The organism is Halorubrum sp. SD41 (genome assembly GCF_058630335.1).
Map to the genome: position 1 here is coordinate 1 of NZ_JBZVGZ010000007.1, position 16,117 is coordinate 16,117.

The window sequence follows — 16,117 nt, forward strand, 5'->3', positions numbered from 1 at the left end:
GTCGGGGGTGCGGGGCGGGGGCGCGGGGGGCGGGCACCAGGGGGGGCGGCCGCGGCCGCCCCCCGCGCGGTTTGCCCGGGGCCGGTCGCCCGGCGCTGCCGTGAGGCGGGCGCAGGCGTTCACGAGAGCGCAGCTCTCGTGAGCCAATCAGAACGCGAAGCGTTCTGATGACGACGCAAGCACCGTAGGAACGAGCGAAGCGAGTGACGAGGAGCGTGGTTCGAAACGGCGGAGCCGTTTCGTCATCACGAGACGCCGGAGGCGTCTCGAACGACAGCGAGCGTGTGCCCGCCTCACGGCTGGGGCTTTGGAGGTGTTCGCCGCCGATCCACGGTCAGTTGTTTATAAGCGAACGACTCGGAAGTTAGAGGCGCTTTCCACCGATCCACAGCCAGTCATTTATAAACGATCGACAGGAGCTTCCAGAGTCCGACGAGGGCAACGCCCACCGACGGTCCGCGAGGCTCCTCGCAGGCAAAACCTTTCCGTAAGTTATCGGTACTCCGGCCGAGGTTACCCGAATATAGTATTGTACAGTAAGCCCAAAACCGTTATAGGTACGAAGCGGGTAGGGGAGAGTGAGCAGAAATGTGCCAGAAGCGAAATTCCGCGTTCGGAAGTCGGAGGGAGAGTCGATGGCAGGATTAGAGATTCCCACGTGGGACCCGGAGACGGCCCTGCTTATCGGCGCGATCCTCCTGGAAGCGTTCGTGTTGTACGTGGGGTACGGCGGCCTCGAACGGCTCGTCGGTCCCTATCTGATGGAACTCGTCGTGGGAGGTGACGCGAGTGCTCGGTAGCCTTCTCAGCGGGCCCGGCTTCCTGGGGACGAGCCCCGAGATGCTCGCCCTGTTCGTCGGATTCGGCCTCGTCGTCGGCGTCCTGTTCGGGTTCTTCGGCATGGGCGGGTCGTTCCTCGTCACCCCCGCCCTGCTCATGCTAGACTACTCCGCCCCCGTCGCGGTCGGCAGCGGGATGGCGTTCGTCTTCGGGACGGCCGTGATCGCGACGCTGAAACACCACGACCTCGGGCAGGTGGACTACAAGCTCGGCGCGATCATGATCACGGGGACGACGATCGGAATCGAGGCCGGGCGCGCCAGCGTCTACTACCTCGAATCGATGGGGCTCGCCGGCGGCGTCATCAGCGTCGCCTACGTCGTCCTGCTCGGCGGCGTCGGGGCGATGGTCACCCGCGACGCCCTCAAGGGCGACGGCGGGGGCGGAATCGACCACGAGGCGACCGACAGGGACCTCGACGAGTACGAGATCCCCGAGATCGCCAAGAAAATCCAGCGGACCGTTCGCATTCCGCCGATGGTGACGCTCCGCGGCGACGTCCGCGTCTCCGCGTGGGTGATCACGGCCGTCGCCTTCGCGACCGGCGTCCTGTCCGGCTTCCTCGGCGTCGGCGGCGGCTTCATCCGGATGCCAGCGATGATCTACGCGATCGGCGTCCCGGTGCCCGTCGCGGTCGGCACGGACCTCTTCGAGATCGTCTTCTCCGGCGGGCTCGGGAGCTACCTCTACGGGCAGGGCGGCGGCGTGAACCTCGGTATCGTCGCCCCGCTGCTGTTCGGGAGCGCGCTGGGCGCGCGCGTCGGCTCCGCCGCGACCGCGGTCGTCGATTCCGACGAGATCAAGGTGTACTTCGGCGGGATGCTGCTGGTCGGCTCCATCGCCGTGGGTATCGGCGAAATAGGGTCCTACCTCGGCAACTCGACGCTTGAGCTGCTCGGACTGGTACTCGTCATCGGCGCGGCGGTCGTCGTCGCGGCCGCGGTCCTCTACACGACGGTCACTTCGCTCCGCGTGACGCGGCAACAGCAGACGTCGACCGCCGACTGATCCGCGTTTCGCCGTCGGATCCGCAGCTCCGATCTTGTACACTTGATTCAGAACAGCTGCCGAGCGGAAGCGATCGGTCCGCCGTGCGCCGACGCGGTCGACGCGCCGAGCCGCTCTCGCCCCTCACAGTCCCTCTTCGCCGCCCTCCTGCGTGAGGAGGACGACCATCGAGAGCCCGGAGATGAGGAGCAGAATGAGCGTGGGGACGACCGCGTACTGGTAGAACGCGTTCTGCTGCGCGCGCCAGATCTGCGTGACGATCGTGTCGAACCCGGTCGGGCGGAGCACGAGCGTGACGGGCAGTTCCTTCATCGTCGTGAGGAACACGAGCGCGGCGCCGGCGACGATGCCGGAGCGCGTGAGCGGGAACGTGACGCGCCTGAACGCGCCGGTCGACGACTCACCGAGGGTGCGCGCGGCCTCGACGAGCCGCCGGTCGATCTGGAGGATGGAGGTCCGCGTGGACCCGACCGCCTGGGGGAGGAAGCGGACGACGTACGCGAACACGAGGAGCGGGAGCGTCTGGTAGAGCCACGGCGCGTAGCCGGAGCCGAAGTACACCAACGCGAGCGCCAACACGATGCCGGGCACCGCGAAGCCGACGTACGTCGCCCGCTCGAAGATCACCGCGAACGGCGAGTCGTGGTTCGCGGCGAAGTACGCGACCGGGATCGCGGCGAGCGCGGCGGCGACGGCCGCCGCCGCGGAGACCGACACGGAGTTGAGCACCATGATCGGCTCGAACGCCAGCGAGGGGCGGCGCCCGGACTCGGCCCGGAGCAGCCACAGCCCGAGGATCCACAGGGGGACGAGCAGCGCGGTGCCGGACACCGCGGCCGGCAGCAGCGTCGCGGGCCAGCGCAGGCGGCCGAGCGACACCCGGTCGTCCGTCCGCCCCGCGTCGTCGCCGCTCGTGTTCCGGTCCGAGCGGACGGCCCACTCCAGGGCGAGCACGAGGATGACCACGACGAGCAGCTGGAGGGAAAGCAGCGCGGCGTAGTCGCTGCCGAAGGAGTTGTACTCCACGTAGATCTGTCGGGTGAACACCGGGAGCTGCATGATCGAGGGCGTCCCGAAGTCGGAGACGGCGTACAGCGCCGAGAGCAGCGCCCCGGCGGCGATCGCGGGCCGGATCGTCGGGAGCGTCACCCGGCGGAACGCCGCGAGCCGGCCGTGGTTGAGCGTCCGGGCGGCCTCCAGCATCGTCGTGTCGAACGACAGCAGCGCGGCCCGGGTGGTGAGGTAGACGTAGGGGTAGGTGTACAGCGTGATCACGAAAATCGTTCCGGAGAGGCCGTAGATGTTGGGCACCCGCTCGACACCCAGCGGCGCGAGGACGTTGTGGAACGCCCCCTGCGGGCCGAACGCGGAGACGAACGAGAAGGCGCCGACGTAGCTCGGCACGACGAGCGGGAGCGCGGCCGCGACGGACCAGAAGCGGGGGAACGGGAGGTCGGTCCGGGCGGTGAGGTACGCGAGCGGCACGCCGATGAGGATCGAGGCGGCGGTGACGCCCGCCATCAGCACGAGGCTGTTGACGAGCACCTCGGCGGTGCCGGCGCTGAACACGAGGTCCATCGCCCGCTGCCGGTCGACGGCCGCCGCCCTGATCACGAGCCACGTCAGGGGGGACACGAGCGTGCCGGCGATCGCCGCGCACAGCAGCGTGAGCCCGATCGGGAGCTTGTCGTCGCCGTCGGTCAGCCGGTCGCGGATCCGGGTTCGCAGGGTCATTGTACGGAGGAGGGAGTCGCTCTGTCCGAGCGAGGGGCCGCCCCGCGTTAGGGGTTCCGATCGCCCGGCGAGCGCACTCCGACGGATATATGAATTTAGGGCTGCCTAAAAAGTTCCATGGAACTGACGCGACGCGACGCGGCGGCCGCGCTGGCCGCGATCGGCGCGACCGGCGGGGTCGCGCTCGGCGTCCGTCGGGCGACCGACGATCGGGGCCGACCGGGAGACGGCGAGGCCGACGCGGCGTGGGACGGCGAGGGCGCCCCGGACGACGAGGCGGTCCGCGAGGCGATGACTGCGGCCGCGCGGGTCCTCTACCCCGAGGAGGTCTCCGGGATCGACGCGTTCGTCGACCGCTTCCTCGACGGGCGCCTCGACGGGTCGGCGCACGCCGAGGGCGTCCGCGCCGCCGTCGCCGAGGTCGAGTCGGCGGCCCGGTCATGGTACGACGCGCCAGTCGCCGAGCTCTCGGCGGCCGAGCGCGACGACCTGCTCCGCGAGCTCGGCGCGGACACGGCCGAGGAGGACCCCGGGGGGACGGCCGCGGAGCGCGTCCGCTTCTTCGTCGTCAACGAGCTGCTGCTCGCGCTGTACTCGTCGCCGACGGGCGGCGAGCTCGTCGGTATCGAGAACCCGCAGGGGTACGCCGGCGGCGCGGAGAGCTACCAGGAGGGGCCGCGATGAGCGGCGCCGAGAGCGTCGGCGACGGGCGGTCGGGGGCTGAGGGAGGCGCCGGCGAGGAGGTCGACCGCACTCCGGTCCCCGACGCCGACGTCTGCGTTGTGGGCGCCGGTCCCGCGGGCGCGCTCGTCGCCGACCGGCTCGCGGGCGACCGCGACGTGGTGGTCCTCGACGCCGGGCCGCGGTTCGACCCCGCCGACCGCCTCGCCAGACAGGAGCGGGCGATTCGGCCGTTCTACGGCCGGCCGGACGTGTGGGGCGTCGGCGGCGCGCGCGACGCCCACGAGAACGCCGGCGACTGGTTCTACCCGCTCAACCACGCCCGCGTGAAGGGGGTCGGCGGGTCGACGCTCCACTGGCAGGGGATGGTGATGCGGCTCCACGAGGACGACTTCAACTCCGGCACGGAGCGGGGCGTCGGCCCGGACTGGCCCATCGACTACGCCGACCTCCGGCCGTACTACGCCGAGGCGGAGAAGGAGCTGGGCGTCGCGGGCGCCTCCGACAACCCCTACGCGCCGCCGCGCGAGGAGCCGCACCCGATGCCGGCGTTCGAGCCCTCCTACAGCGACTCGCTGTTCGCCGAGGCCTGCGAGGAGCTGGGGATCGACATGCACTCGGTGCCGAACGCGCGCAACTCCGAGCCGTACGACGACCGGTCGCCCTGCGTCGGCTACGGCACCTGCCAGCCGGTCTGCCCGAGCGGCGCGAAGTACGACGCGACGGTCCACGTCGAGCGCGCGGAGGAGAAGGGCGCGACCGTGGTCGACCGCGCGCCGGTCGAGCGGCTGGAACACGACGGCGACGACCGGGTGACGGCCGCCGTCTACGCGACGCCGGACGGGGAGCGCCACCGACAGGAGGCGGACGCGTTCGTCGTCGCCGCCGGGGGCGTGGAGACGCCGCGGCTCCTCCTTTTGTCCGCCTCCGACCGCTACCCCGACGGGCTCGCGAACGGGAGCGGCCACGTCGGCGAGTTCTTCATGGACCACCTGTTCGCGGGCGCGGGCGGCACGCTCGACGAGGAGACGAGACAGAACCACGTCGGCTTCTACACCAGCGCCTGCGACCAGTTCTACGACGAGGCCGACGCCGAGCAGGCGCCGTTCAAGCTGGAGTTCTTCAACTACGCCGGCCCCTCGCCGGTGGAGATGGCGCTCACGGGCGACGACTGGGGCGACCCGCTCCTAGAGCGGCTCCGCGACGGGTACGGGAACCACATTGCGATGGGCGGGCTCGTCGAGCAGGCGCCGCGGGCCGACAGCCGGATCACCCTCGCCGACGACCGCACCGACGACCGCGGCAACCCCGTGCCGCAGATGGAGTGGACCGTCGGCGACCGCGCGCTCGACACGATCGAGCGGGCGAACGAGATCCAGGTCGAGATCTTAGAGGAGCTCGGCGCCGACGTCGAGTGGGTCGCCGGCCCGGACGCCACCGGCCCCGCCTACCACCACATGGGGACGACGCGCATGAGCGACGACCCCGATTCGGGCGTCGTCGACGCCGACTGTCGGACCCACGACCTCGACAACTGCTGGATCGCCTCCAGCTCCGTCTTCCCCACGAGCGGCGCGATGAACCCGACGCTCACCATCGCCGCGCTCGCGCTCCGCGTCGCCGACGACGTGGAAGCCCGGCTCTCCGGGATGTGAGTCCCGTTCACAGTCGTTTTAGGTAAACCTAAAAGTTCAAGTGCGTGCGAACGGAGAGACGGGTAATGAGCGACTCAGCACACGCGACGAACGGCTCCGCGGCCTCGATCGAGACGGATTCGGCCGACGAAACGGGCTCGCACGACGGGACAGACGCGACTGACGGCGCGGACGCGGCCCCGACCGAAGAGACGGACGCGGCGGTCGGCGCCGCGGACGGCGACGGGTTCACCTTCGACGACCTCAGCGTCGTGATGGGGACGTACAACGAGGAGGAGGCCATCGGAACCGTCCTCAACGACATCGACGAGGTGACCGACGGGAAGGCGGAGGTCGTCTGCGTCGACGGCTCCTCCGACCGAACGCCGGAGATCGCCCGCGAGCACGGTGCGACCGTCGTCGAGCAGGAGCCGCAGGGGTACGGCGTCGCCGTGCGCGAGGCGATCTTGACGCCCGACCGCCCGGTCGTCGTCACGACCGACTGCGACGACACCTACCCGATGGAGGCGCTGCCGGAGTTCCTCGCGGAGATCAACGACGGCGCCGACGTGGTGAGCGGCGACCGGCTCTACCACGGCGCGGATGCGATGCCGGCGTTCAACCGCTTCGGCAACCACGCGTTCGCGGCGCTCGCGAGCCTGCTGATGGGCGAGCGCGTCCACGACACCACCACGGGGATGCGCGCGTACCGCCGCGACGTGGTCGAGGAGATCGGCTGGACGGAGAACACCGGCCTCTCCGCCGAACTGCTCATCCGCCCGCTGATGCGGGGCTACGACGTGCGCGAGCGGCCGATCCGCTACGCCGAGCGCCTCGGCGAGACGAAGCTCGACCCGATCGGCGGCGGCGCGGCCATCGCGAAGTCGATCGTCACCGTCTGTCTCGAAGAGCAGCTCCGACGGTTCTGAGGGCACCTCGTCCCTCGACGCCGTCGTCGGACGGCGGTCCGGAGGTACACTGTGGGCACAGTGGACCGCCGCCGGCGACGTTTCTACACTCGTGAGCGGCGGCGCCGACTACTTATAAATGAACGCGCGGATGCGGTCGGCGCGCGCCTGCGAGCGGCCGCCCTCGGCGGCCGCGAGCCAGCACGCGCGAGGGACGCGGTGAGTGAGGGGCGACCGGAGGGAGCCCGAGCGAATCGCGAGGCTGAGGAGGCGTGAGGTGCCGTGCGGGGCTGTGCGGGGTGGGACTCAAAGGGGCAGTCGCGAGGCCGCAGTAGGCGATGTAAGCACCGCAGGGAGCAGCGCGACCGAGGAGCGCAGCGAGCGTACTGCGGCCTCGCGGCTGGGGCTTTGGAGGTGGCCGCCGCCGATCTGCTGACAACTATTTATAAGCGAGCGGCTGGGGCTTTGGAGGTGTTCGCCGCCGATCTGCTGACAACTATTTATAAGAAATCGATGTATTAGTCGCTCGCTTCGGCGTCCGTCTCGAAGACGACCCACTCGGGGTGGGTCTGGGGCTCGTCGGGGAGGTACGTCCCCTCGTTGCCGCACTCCGTCACGAGCCGACAGGTCGAGCGCTCGGGCGGCCAGACGACTTCGACGCGCTCGCCGTCGGCTCCCGCCTCGTCACCCTCCGTCACCCGCACCGTGACCTCCTGCCGGTAGGTGTACGTCGCGCCCGCGGGGTCGACGAGCGTCACGGTCACGGCGATCACGTCGCCGTCGGGGTCGAACGGGACCGGCTCGGTCGCGTTTCCGGCAGCGCCGTCGCCCGCGGCCGCCGCGCCCGCGCCCGACAGCCGGGCGCCCTCGGGCGTCAGCGCCCAGTCGACCGCGAGCGACTCGCCGAGGTCGCTCACGGTGTAGGAGACGTGGTCCGGGCCGCCCGGGGCGCCCCGACGCGGGTCGACGCGGACCTGCGCGCGGGCGACGCGGTCGGGGACGCCGACGGTCGTCTCCGCGTCGATGCGGGCCCCCGACCGCCGGTCCAGCGCCTCAAGCTTGGGAACGACGCGCGCGTCCGGGCTCACGCCCCAGACGCCGTGGTAGCCGTAGCGGTACAGCGTGCGGTCGGGGTAGGCGTCCAACACGGCGAAGTTCTCCACCGGGTCGCGTTCGAGCGCGTACACGACGTCGCCGTCGAGCCCCGGCCCGTTCCGGAGGTACTGGAACGGGTGGTTCTGCCACTCGCCGTACGGCGTGGGGAGGAACACGAGCCCGTCCTCGAACGTCGTCTCGTCGATCGGCGCGTACGCGGCCTCGAGCTTCTCGCCGACCGCGGCGTTCCGGTCGATCGGCTCGGAGGCGGCGTCGACGGCCGCGACGCCCGCCACGGCGACCGCGCTGGCGACGACGACGGCGAGCGCGACGCGGGTGACCGCGGGCGAGACGCCCCGGGCCGCGAGCCGCTCGCGGGCCGCGACGAGCCCCCGCCACCCGACGGCGACGCCGAGTCCACCGAACACCGCCAGCGGGACGAGCAGGTCGAAGTGGTAGAACGGGCCGAACAGCGACGCGAGCCCGTCGGTCGGGTCCGAGAGGTCCGCGAGCGCGTTGTGGGTCCCCCAGAAGTACAGGTTCCCGACGACGACGGAGCCCGCGACGCCGGCGAGCAGCGCGGCCGCGGTCCGGCGGAACGCGGGGGAGTCGGACGGGGCGGGCGCTCCCGGCGAGTCATCGACGTCGCCGCCGTCGGCGACCCGCGCGGCGCCGGCGGACGCTCCGCCGAGGAGGCCGCGGGGGTCGCCGCCCGCGAGCCACCCCCAGAGCGCGGCCGCGACGCCCCCGACCGCCAGCGCGGTGCCGAGCGGGCCGGCGACGAACCACCGGGTCGCGATCTCGGCGAGCGCGTACCCGTTCGACTCAAGCGCCAGTTCGAGCGTGTAGTCGACCGAGTGGCCGAGGATGCGCCGCTCGCCGAAGCCCGGGCCGTCCATCGGCGCGAACTCCTGGTACGGGAACACGAGCGGCGACCCCGTCATCCGGGCGTTGTACGCGAACGTGACGCCGACGAACAGGACGCCGAACAGCGCCGTCAACCCCTGGCGACGGATCGGGCCGGGGAGCTCGCCGGACCGACCGACCGCGACCGCGCGGCGGCCGAGGGCCGCGAACGCGCGCGGCGTCGACCGCCCCGTCTCGGCGCCAAAGCGGCGGACCGCCGCCCCCACCCGCCACAGCGCGTGGGCGATGAACGGCGCGGCGAACAGCACCGCGGTGTACGGCCGCGAGAAGAACGCGATCCCGATCGCGACGCCCGCGACGCCGGCGGCCGCGAGCGACCGGTCGCGGACCCCGCGGAGGTACGCGACCGCGAAGACCAGGTTGAAGAACGTCGTGGGCGCGTACGGGAGGAACGCCGACGACGTCGCGATCGCCATCGGCGACGCCGCGAACAGGAGGCTCGCGGCGAGCCCCGCCCGCCGGCCGAACGTCTGCGAGCCGAGCAGGTACACCAGGGCGGCGTTGCCCGCGGCGATCGCCGCGAGCGTGACGCGCGGCTCGTCGAACAGCCACATCGAGACCGCGAACGTCGCCGCGGGAACGGGGTTGTACTTCGGGTAGAGCCGGCCGTCGTCCTCGATGAAGAACCACGGGTGGACGGCGTCGGCGAGCGGGCCGGCGTGGAACTCCAACTGGCCGCCTAAGAGGAGCGCGGCCTGCGTGAGGTAGACGCCCTCGTCGTGGTTCGCGGAGTGGTGCGAGAAGACGGTGGCGGCGATCGCGAACGTCAGGGCGCCGGCCGCGACGGCGACCAGCGCGGCCGCGAGCGTCACGCGGTCGGCGCGGGCGAGCCGCTGGCGGAGTCGGACGGCGAGTCGGTGGGCCCGCACGGACGGTGGAAGGAGTGACACGAACGGTGAGCGGGGGTGATATGGGCGTGGTGTGGGTGAGGCGACCTCAGATCTGGACGCCGGCGTCGCGCATGAGGTCGATCGTCGGTTCGAGGTTCGACAGCTGCGTCAGGTCGAGGTCCGGGACGTCGAGCTCGTCGATCGGCGGGAGGTTGCCGATCGGCTCGACCTCCGGGATCAGCGGGTACTCGAAGGTGGAGCGCGCGAAGTAGTCCTGCGCCTCGGCCGACAGCAGGTGCCGGACGAAGTTGGCCGCGAGGTCGTCGTCCGACGCGGTGTCGACGACCGCGGCGCCCGCGACGTTGAACACCGCGCCGGCGTCGCCCTCGGTGAACGAGGTGGCGATCGGCGCCTCCGGGTTCCCGTCGATCACGCGCTGGATGTAGTAGTGGTTCGTGAACGCGGCGTCGATCTCGCCGTCGGCGATCGCCTGACAGGTGACGAACTCGTCGGGGTACGTCGAGGCGCCGCGCTCGACCATCGCCTCGAGCCAGTCGCGGGTGGCCTCCTCGCCCTCGAGGATGCGCATCGCGGTGATGAACGCCTGCGCGGAGCCGTACGACGGCGCCCAGCCCAGGTCGCCCTCGAACTCCTCGGGGTACGCCATGATGTCGTCGAGCATCTCGCTTTCCGAGTACTCGTCGGTGTTGTACGGGACCGTCCGGGCGCGCCCGGAGGTGCCGATCCACTGCTCGGTCCGGAACTCCTCGCGCACCTTGTCGGTCACCTCGGACGGGAGCTCCTGCGTGCGCCCCTGGTCCGCGAGCGCGCCGAGCGCGCCGGAGTTGACAGAGTAGAACACGTCCGCGGGCGACCCCTCGCCCTCGTTGATGATCTGGTTCACGAGGTCGGTCGAGCCGCCGTACCGGACGGTGAGGTCGAAGTCGTCGTACAGGTCGTCGATGTAGCCGACGAGCTCGCCGACGAGGAACTCGCCGCGGCCGGAGTAGACGGTGAGCTCGCCCTCCAGCGCCGGCATCTCGGCCATCGGCGTGCCGCCCGGGAGCCCGCGGCCCGCGCGGCCGGACCCGATCTGGCCGACCGCGGACCCGCCGTCGCTCCCGTCGCCGCCGTCGCCCTCGTCGCCGGTCCCGTTACAGCCGGCGATCCCCGCCGCGCCGACCGCGCCGGCGGCCGCGATGAACTTTCGTCGTCGAACGTCGCGTCCGTCGTGTCCGTCGGATTCGTGGTTCGTCATGTGTTTTAGGCTTACCTAAATACTTTTAGTCGTGTCGATTCAGTCGTCCGCGGGCGCCGGCGTCCGCCGGATCCCGTCGAGGCAGTCGAGCCAGTCGCGCATGTACTCGCCGCAGTAGTTGAGGAACGCGCCGTTGTTCCACTCGGAGAAGTCGCCCTCCGCGAGCGCGTCGGCCATCTCGTCGAACACCGCCTCGTACGAGTCGGCGTCGGCGCCCGCGCCGTCGATGACCTCCCAGACGTGCTCGTTCAGCTCCAGCCCGGCCACCTCGTTCGCGAGGTCGTCGAACGTCGACCGCGGGGCCTTGTTGTGTTCGCACAGCGGGTCGCCGTTGTAGATCCGCTTGCCGAGCACGTCGCAGGCGCGTTTTAAGAAGAGGCCCGACCAGATGTCGTCGAACCGGCCCACGTCCCACTCGTTGTCGTCCATCGGGAGCTGGTAGAACGCCGGGATCACCTCGCGGCGGAACGCGAGGTTCATCGAGCAGACGGTGAGGTAGTTGCCGCGCGCGGCGACGAAGTCCTCGCCGAAGTCGTCGGCGGTCGTGCGGGTCTGCGCCTGCCCCTCCAGGTCACCGTCCATCAGGATCCGCACCGCGTCGAGGTCGGGGACGTTCGTCCACAGCCCCTGCGAGGCGACGACCTCGCCGGCGTCGACGTCGACCGCGTCCGTCTCGACCGTCTCGTCCATCGCCGAGTACGGGTAGCCGCGCGGGTAGAGCCCGTGTTCGTCGGCGTCGTCATAGAGGACGTTCACCCAGTCCTCGTCGGAGCGCACGCGCTCGACCTCGCCGTCGAAGGCGAGGTTCTCCATGTGGCGCCCGAAGTAGTCGACGTCGTCGTGCGGGAGCGTGTCATCGTCGATGAACACGCCGTACTCGAAGGAGTCGTCGGCCCACATGTACAGCAGGCCGAAGCTCGTCTCGGCGTGGCTCGCGGCCGGGACGACGTGGTCGTACTCCGCGACGCCGTTGGCCTCGTACCACTCCTCGCGGCGGGTGCCGTCGAACACCTCGCCGGAGACGTCGAGGTCGTCGAGCATGGCGCGCATCTCGTCGGTCTCGCAGAAGTCCTCGGTGACTAAGAGGAAGTGGAGCCGCGAGACGTCGAACCCGTGTTCGCGGGCGTTCGCGACGTACACGCGGAGACACTCGTACTCCCGTATCGTCGGGACGATCACGCAGATGTCCGAGTCGTCGGGACGCTGGGCGGTGGTCGGCATGTGCGATAGTTTTTAGGCCGACCTAAAAATCTAGCGGTCCGTCGCCGTCGGCGCCGCGGTCGATTCCGTCTCCGGCGCGGACTCGTCCGGACGGCCCGTCAGCGAGAGGTCGAACGCGGCCGCCGCGACCGCGCCGCCGACGAGGGTGACGCCGTTCTTCAGCGCGTGGTCGAGCACCGCCGCGGCGAGCGCGACCTCGGGAGCGATCGGCGTCGTGGCGACGACGATCCCGGTGAAGGCGGCCTCGTACAGCCCGATCCCGCCCTGCGAGAGCGGCAGTACCTTCGCGAGGTTCCCGGCCGAGACCGCGAGGGTACCGACGACGAGCAGCGTGACGGGGGCGGCGCCGCCGCCGAAGCCGCCGACGAGCGCCGCGAGCACGAGGACCGCGGTGGCCACGTCCAGTCCCCAGACGACGGCGCTGGCGAGGAACACCCGGACCAGCGCGGCCCCGTCCGCCGCCACGACGCGCACGGCGGCGCCGAACCGGACCGCGGCGTCGGCGACCGAAGCGAGCCGGGAGCCGTCGGCGCGCTCGCGGAGCGTCGGACCGAACCGGCGGTCGCTCCGGGCGACCGCGACGGTGACCGCCGAGCCGAGCGCGGCCGCGACCGCGATCCCCCCGGCGGCCGCGACCGCTCGCCCCGACCCGTCCGGCGCCGCGGCCCGCCCGTCGACGAGCAGGACCGCGAGCGCGGCGCCGCCGAGGACGCCGAGCGCGACCAGGTCGAAGGCGCGCTCGACCGCCAGCGACGCGACGCCGGTCGGGTACGACACCTCGCGCCGGTCGTTCAGCAGGTACGCGCGCACGCCGTCGCCGGCCCGGGCGGGGACGATCAGATTCGCGGTCTGGCTCGCGAACACCGCCGCCGTGAGGAACGCGGTTCGGCAGCGGCGGCCCATCGGGGCGAGGACATCTCCGTACCGCCGGCCGCGGACGGGCCACGACAGCAGGTACGCGCCGAGCGCCGCGGCGAGCAGCGCCGGGTCCGCGGTCGCGGCCGCGTCGACGACCGTCCCGACGTCGAGGGTCCGCGCCAACACCGCGCCGCCGACCGCGAGGACGAGGAGCGTGCCCGCGACCGCGAGCGAGCCCCGGGGCAGACGCTCCCAAAGTCGAACGAGGCGCTCGCGGAGCCGAGCGGCGGCGACGCGCGGGTTCATCCATTCGTTTAGGTCGCCCTAAAGAATAAAACGCTGGCGGTTCGCGGAGGCGAGCGGCGGCGCGGCCCCGCTCCGGGTCGACGCAACACGTTTGTTCGTGGAAATCGAAATACCACGCATGAACGCGAACGAGGCCGTCCCCGGCTCCGCGACCGACGCCGTGCGGATGTGGCTCGTCGAGCGCACCTACTCCGACGACGAGCAAAATATGGTGATCCTCACGTACGCGACGCCGGACGGCGAGCGCTACTTCCGCAAGGAGCGCGCGCTCACCTCCTTCTCCGACGTGCGCGACACCACGGCCGCCGTCGACGCGGCGCCGTCGAACGTCGGGACCGTCGACGACCCCGACGACCGCGAGCGGTACGCCGCCGAGGCGATCCGGATGGCGAACGCGCACGACCCCGACGACGTGATCTGAGTCGCGAGCCGGTCGGGAGACGAACCCCCCGCACACCCTTTTCACCGCGCGGTTCCAACCCTCACCTCATGCGCGCTACCCTCGAAACGCTCGCGCTCGTCCTCCTCGTCGGCGCCGCGCAGGCCCTCCTGAGCCTCGTCGGCCTCTTCGGACTCCTCGCGCTGTCTACCCCCCTCTCCGTCGCGCCGTGGACCCTCGTCACGAGCGTGTACGCGCACGGCTCCGTCGGCCACCTCGTGGCGAACGCCCTCGCGCTGCTTCTCGTCGGCCCCCTCGTCGAGCGCCGGACGACCCGCCCGCGGTTCCACGCGTTCGTGGTCGCCACCGGCGCGCTGGCGGGCGTCGCACAGGTGACGCTCGGGAGCCTGCTCGGTCCCCCGGCGGCCGTCTTGGGAATCAGCGGCGCCGTCTTCGCGCTCGGCGGCTATCTGCTCGCCGGCAACGTCGTGAGCGCGACGCTGTTCGACCGGCTGCGGCTCTCCTCGCGGGCCCAGCTGCTCCTGTTCGGCCTCGTCGCCGTCGTCCTCACCGCGACGACGGCCGCGCCGGGCGTCGCGCTGATCGCACACGCGACGGGCGCGTTCTGCGGGCTCGTCGCCGGACGGATGGGCCTGCTCGACGCGAGCTGAGCGGGGCGGGACCCCGGGCGAGACGCGATCGGCGGCGCCGCCGCTGGACGGGACGAAAAAACGAGAGGGGGAAAGAGAAACGCCCTAGCGCTCAGTCTTCGAGAACGATCTCGATGCTGACGTCGTTCGGCACTTGGACGCGCATCAGCTGGCGGAGCGCGCGCTCGTCGGCGTCGATGTCGATAAGCCGCTTGTGGACGCGCATCTCCCAGTGCTCCCACGTCGCCGTCCCCTCACCGTCCGGGGACTTGCGCGACGGGATCTCGAGCGTCTTCGTCGGCAGCGGGATCGGGCCCGACAGGGCGACTCCCGTCGAGTCCGCGATCTCGCGGACGTCGTCGCAGATGTCGTCGAGGTCCTCGGGGCTCGTGCCGGCGAGGCGGACGCGTGCCTGCTGCATCGGTTATCGCTCGTTGACTTCGAGCACCTTGCCGGCCGCGATGGTCTGACCCATGTCGCGGATGGCGAAGCTGCCGAGCTCCGGAATCTCGCCGGAGGGCTCGATGCTGAGCGGCTTCTGGGGGCGCACGGTGACGACCGCGGCGTCGCCGGACTTGATGAAGTCCGGGTTCTCCTCGGCGACCTCGCCCGAGGACGGGTCGATCTTCTGATCGATGGACTCGATCGTACAGGCGACCTGCGCCGTGTGGGCATGGAAGACCGGGGTGTAGCCGGCCGTGATGACCGACGGGTGCTGCATGACGACGACCTGCGCCTTGAACGTCTCGGCGACGCTCGGCGGGTCGTCGGCGGGGCCACAGACGTCGCCGCGGCGGATGTCGTCCTTGCCGATGCCGCGGACGTTGAACCCGACGTTGTCACCGGGCTCGGCCTTGGGCACCTCCTCGTGGTGCATCTCGACCGTCTTCACCTCGCCGCCCACGTCGGACGGCTGGAAGGAGACGTTGTCGCCGGTGTTTAAGATTCCGGTCTCGACGCGTCCCACGGGGACGGTCCCGATGCCGGAGATGGTGTAGACGTCCTGAATCGGCAGGCGGAGCGGCGCGTCCGTCGGCGGCTCGGCCTCCGGCAGGTTGTTGAGCGACTCCAGCAGGGTCGGCCCGTCGTACCAGTCGGTGTTCTCGGACGGCTCGGCGACGTTGTCGCCCTCGAACGCCGAGATCGGCACGAACGTGGTGTCGTCGGTCGCGAAGCGGACCTGGTTGAGCAGGTCCTCGACCTCGCCGATGACCTCCTTGTAGGAGGACTCCTGGTAGTCGACCAGGTCCATCTTGTTGACGCCGATGATGAGCTCGTTGATCCCGAGCGTGCGGGCCAGGAACACGTGCTCGCGGGTCTGAGGCGCGACGCCGTCGTCTGCCGCGACGACGAGCACCGCGTTGTCGGCCTGCGAGGCGCCCGTGATCATGTTCTTCACGAAGTCACGGTGGCCCGGACAGTCGACGATGGTGAAGTAGTACTCGTCGGTGTCGAACTCCTGGTGGGCGATGTCGATCGTGACGCCGCGCTCGCGCTCCTCGGCGAGGTTGTCCATCACGTAGGCGAACTCGAAGCCGCCCTTGCCCTTCTCTTCGGCTTCCTCGCGGTGCTGCTCGATTACGTGCTCGGGGACGCTCCCCGTCTCGAAGAGGAGGCGACCCACGAGCGTACTCTTGCCGTGGTCGACGTGGCCGATAATGGCCAGGTTCTGGTGCGGTTTGTCACTCATGGGGTAATCACGCGCTAAGGCGCTCTGTGAGTAAGTTTCGGTTGATTCCACTAAAACGGTTTCGATACGGGCCACAGAGTATCGCGCCGCCGTCCGGC

At 70.8% G+C, this 16,117-nt stretch carries 14 protein-coding genes; 7 read left to right on the plus strand and 7 right to left on the minus strand.

Annotated elements, in window-relative coordinates:
* Window positions 1–635 precede the first annotated feature (635 nt).
* Window positions 636–800 carry a DUF7512 family protein gene (locus AC4NMM_RS04175; RefSeq protein WP_172863939.1) on the plus strand — a complete coding sequence of 55 codons (165 nt, stop codon included), beginning with the start codon at window positions 636–638 and terminating at the stop codon, window positions 798–800.
* A complete protein-coding gene (locus AC4NMM_RS04180) occupies window positions 790–1,848 on the plus strand; it encodes a sulfite exporter TauE/SafE family protein (RefSeq protein ID WP_491923607.1) in 1,059 nt (352 codons plus the stop codon). The genes AC4NMM_RS04175 and AC4NMM_RS04180 overlap by 11 nt, the downstream gene beginning before the upstream one ends.
* A 123-nt stretch (window positions 1,849–1,971) precedes the next feature.
* On the opposite strand, the gene AC4NMM_RS04185 is transcribed toward AC4NMM_RS04180, so the two are convergent.
* A complete protein-coding gene (locus AC4NMM_RS04185; protein ID WP_491923608.1) occupies window positions 1,972–3,582 on the minus strand; it encodes an ABC transporter permease in 1,611 nt (536 codons plus the stop codon).
* 117 nt (window positions 3,583–3,699) lie between these two features.
* On the opposite strand from AC4NMM_RS04185, the gene AC4NMM_RS04190 reads away from it, so the two are divergent.
* From AC4NMM_RS04190 to AC4NMM_RS04200, 3 genes are all read left to right on the plus strand, one after another.
* Window positions 3,700–4,266 (plus strand): gluconate 2-dehydrogenase subunit 3 family protein, encoded by a 567-nt coding sequence (locus AC4NMM_RS04190; RefSeq protein WP_096394081.1) that lies wholly within the window; start codon window positions 3,700–3,702, stop codon window positions 4,264–4,266.
* Entirely contained in the window at window positions 4,263–5,918 is a 1,656-nt protein-coding gene (locus AC4NMM_RS04195) for a GMC family oxidoreductase (protein ID WP_491923609.1), read from the plus strand. Before AC4NMM_RS04190 ends, AC4NMM_RS04195 begins: the two co-directional genes overlap by 4 nt.
* Window positions 5,919–5,983: 65 nt before the next feature.
* Entirely contained in the window at window positions 5,984–6,826 is an 843-nt protein-coding gene (locus AC4NMM_RS04200) for a dolichyl-phosphate hexose transferase (protein ID WP_491923610.1), read from the plus strand.
* A gap of 497 nt (window positions 6,827–7,323) precedes the next feature.
* Here AC4NMM_RS04200 and AC4NMM_RS04205 read toward each other — a convergent pair whose 3' ends face one another.
* The 4 genes from AC4NMM_RS04205 to AC4NMM_RS04220 are packed head-to-tail and all read right to left on the minus strand — an operon-like array spanning window position 7,324 to window position 13,300.
* Window positions 7,324–9,717, minus strand: coding sequence for an ArnT family glycosyltransferase (locus tag AC4NMM_RS04205; RefSeq protein ID WP_491923611.1), 2,394 nt, complete (start codon window positions 9,715–9,717; stop codon window positions 7,324–7,326).
* 46 nt (window positions 9,718–9,763) lie between these two features.
* The gene (locus AC4NMM_RS04210) at window positions 9,764–10,915 is read right to left on the minus strand and encodes an iron ABC transporter substrate-binding protein (protein ID WP_491923612.1); all 1,152 of its coding nucleotides are present in this window, start codon (window positions 10,913–10,915) and stop codon (window positions 9,764–9,766) included.
* A gap of 39 nt (window positions 10,916–10,954) precedes the next feature.
* Window positions 10,955–12,136, minus strand: coding sequence for an alpha-1 4-glucan-protein synthase (locus AC4NMM_RS04215; protein WP_491923613.1), 1,182 nt, complete (start codon window positions 12,134–12,136; stop codon window positions 10,955–10,957).
* Window positions 12,137–12,166: 30 nt separating this feature from the next.
* Window positions 12,167–13,300, minus strand: coding sequence for a lysylphosphatidylglycerol synthase transmembrane domain-containing protein (locus AC4NMM_RS04220; protein ID WP_096394087.1), 1,134 nt, complete (start codon window positions 13,298–13,300; stop codon window positions 12,167–12,169).
* 118 nt (window positions 13,301–13,418) lie between these two features.
* Here AC4NMM_RS04220 and AC4NMM_RS04225 point away from each other — a divergent pair, with 118 nt between their 5' ends.
* Entirely contained in the window at window positions 13,419–13,721 is a 303-nt protein-coding gene (locus tag AC4NMM_RS04225) for a DUF7967 family protein (protein ID WP_096394088.1), read from the plus strand.
* Between the two features lie 68 nt (window positions 13,722–13,789).
* Window positions 13,790–14,350, plus strand: coding sequence for a rhomboid family intramembrane serine protease (locus AC4NMM_RS04230; RefSeq protein WP_096394089.1), 561 nt, complete (start codon window positions 13,790–13,792; stop codon window positions 14,348–14,350).
* Between the two features lie 91 nt (window positions 14,351–14,441).
* Here AC4NMM_RS04230 and rpsJ read toward each other — a convergent pair whose 3' ends face one another.
* Both rpsJ and tuf read right to left on the minus strand, forming a co-directional pair.
* Entirely contained in the window at window positions 14,442–14,750 is a 309-nt protein-coding gene (gene rpsJ, locus AC4NMM_RS04235; protein WP_004048854.1) for a 30S ribosomal protein S10, read from the minus strand.
* A gap of 3 nt (window positions 14,751–14,753) precedes the next feature.
* The gene (gene tuf, locus AC4NMM_RS04240; protein WP_096394090.1) at window positions 14,754–16,019 is read right to left on the minus strand and encodes a translation elongation factor EF-1 subunit alpha; all 1,266 of its coding nucleotides are present in this window, start codon (window positions 16,017–16,019) and stop codon (window positions 14,754–14,756) included.
* Window positions 16,020–16,117: the final 98 nt, after the last annotated feature.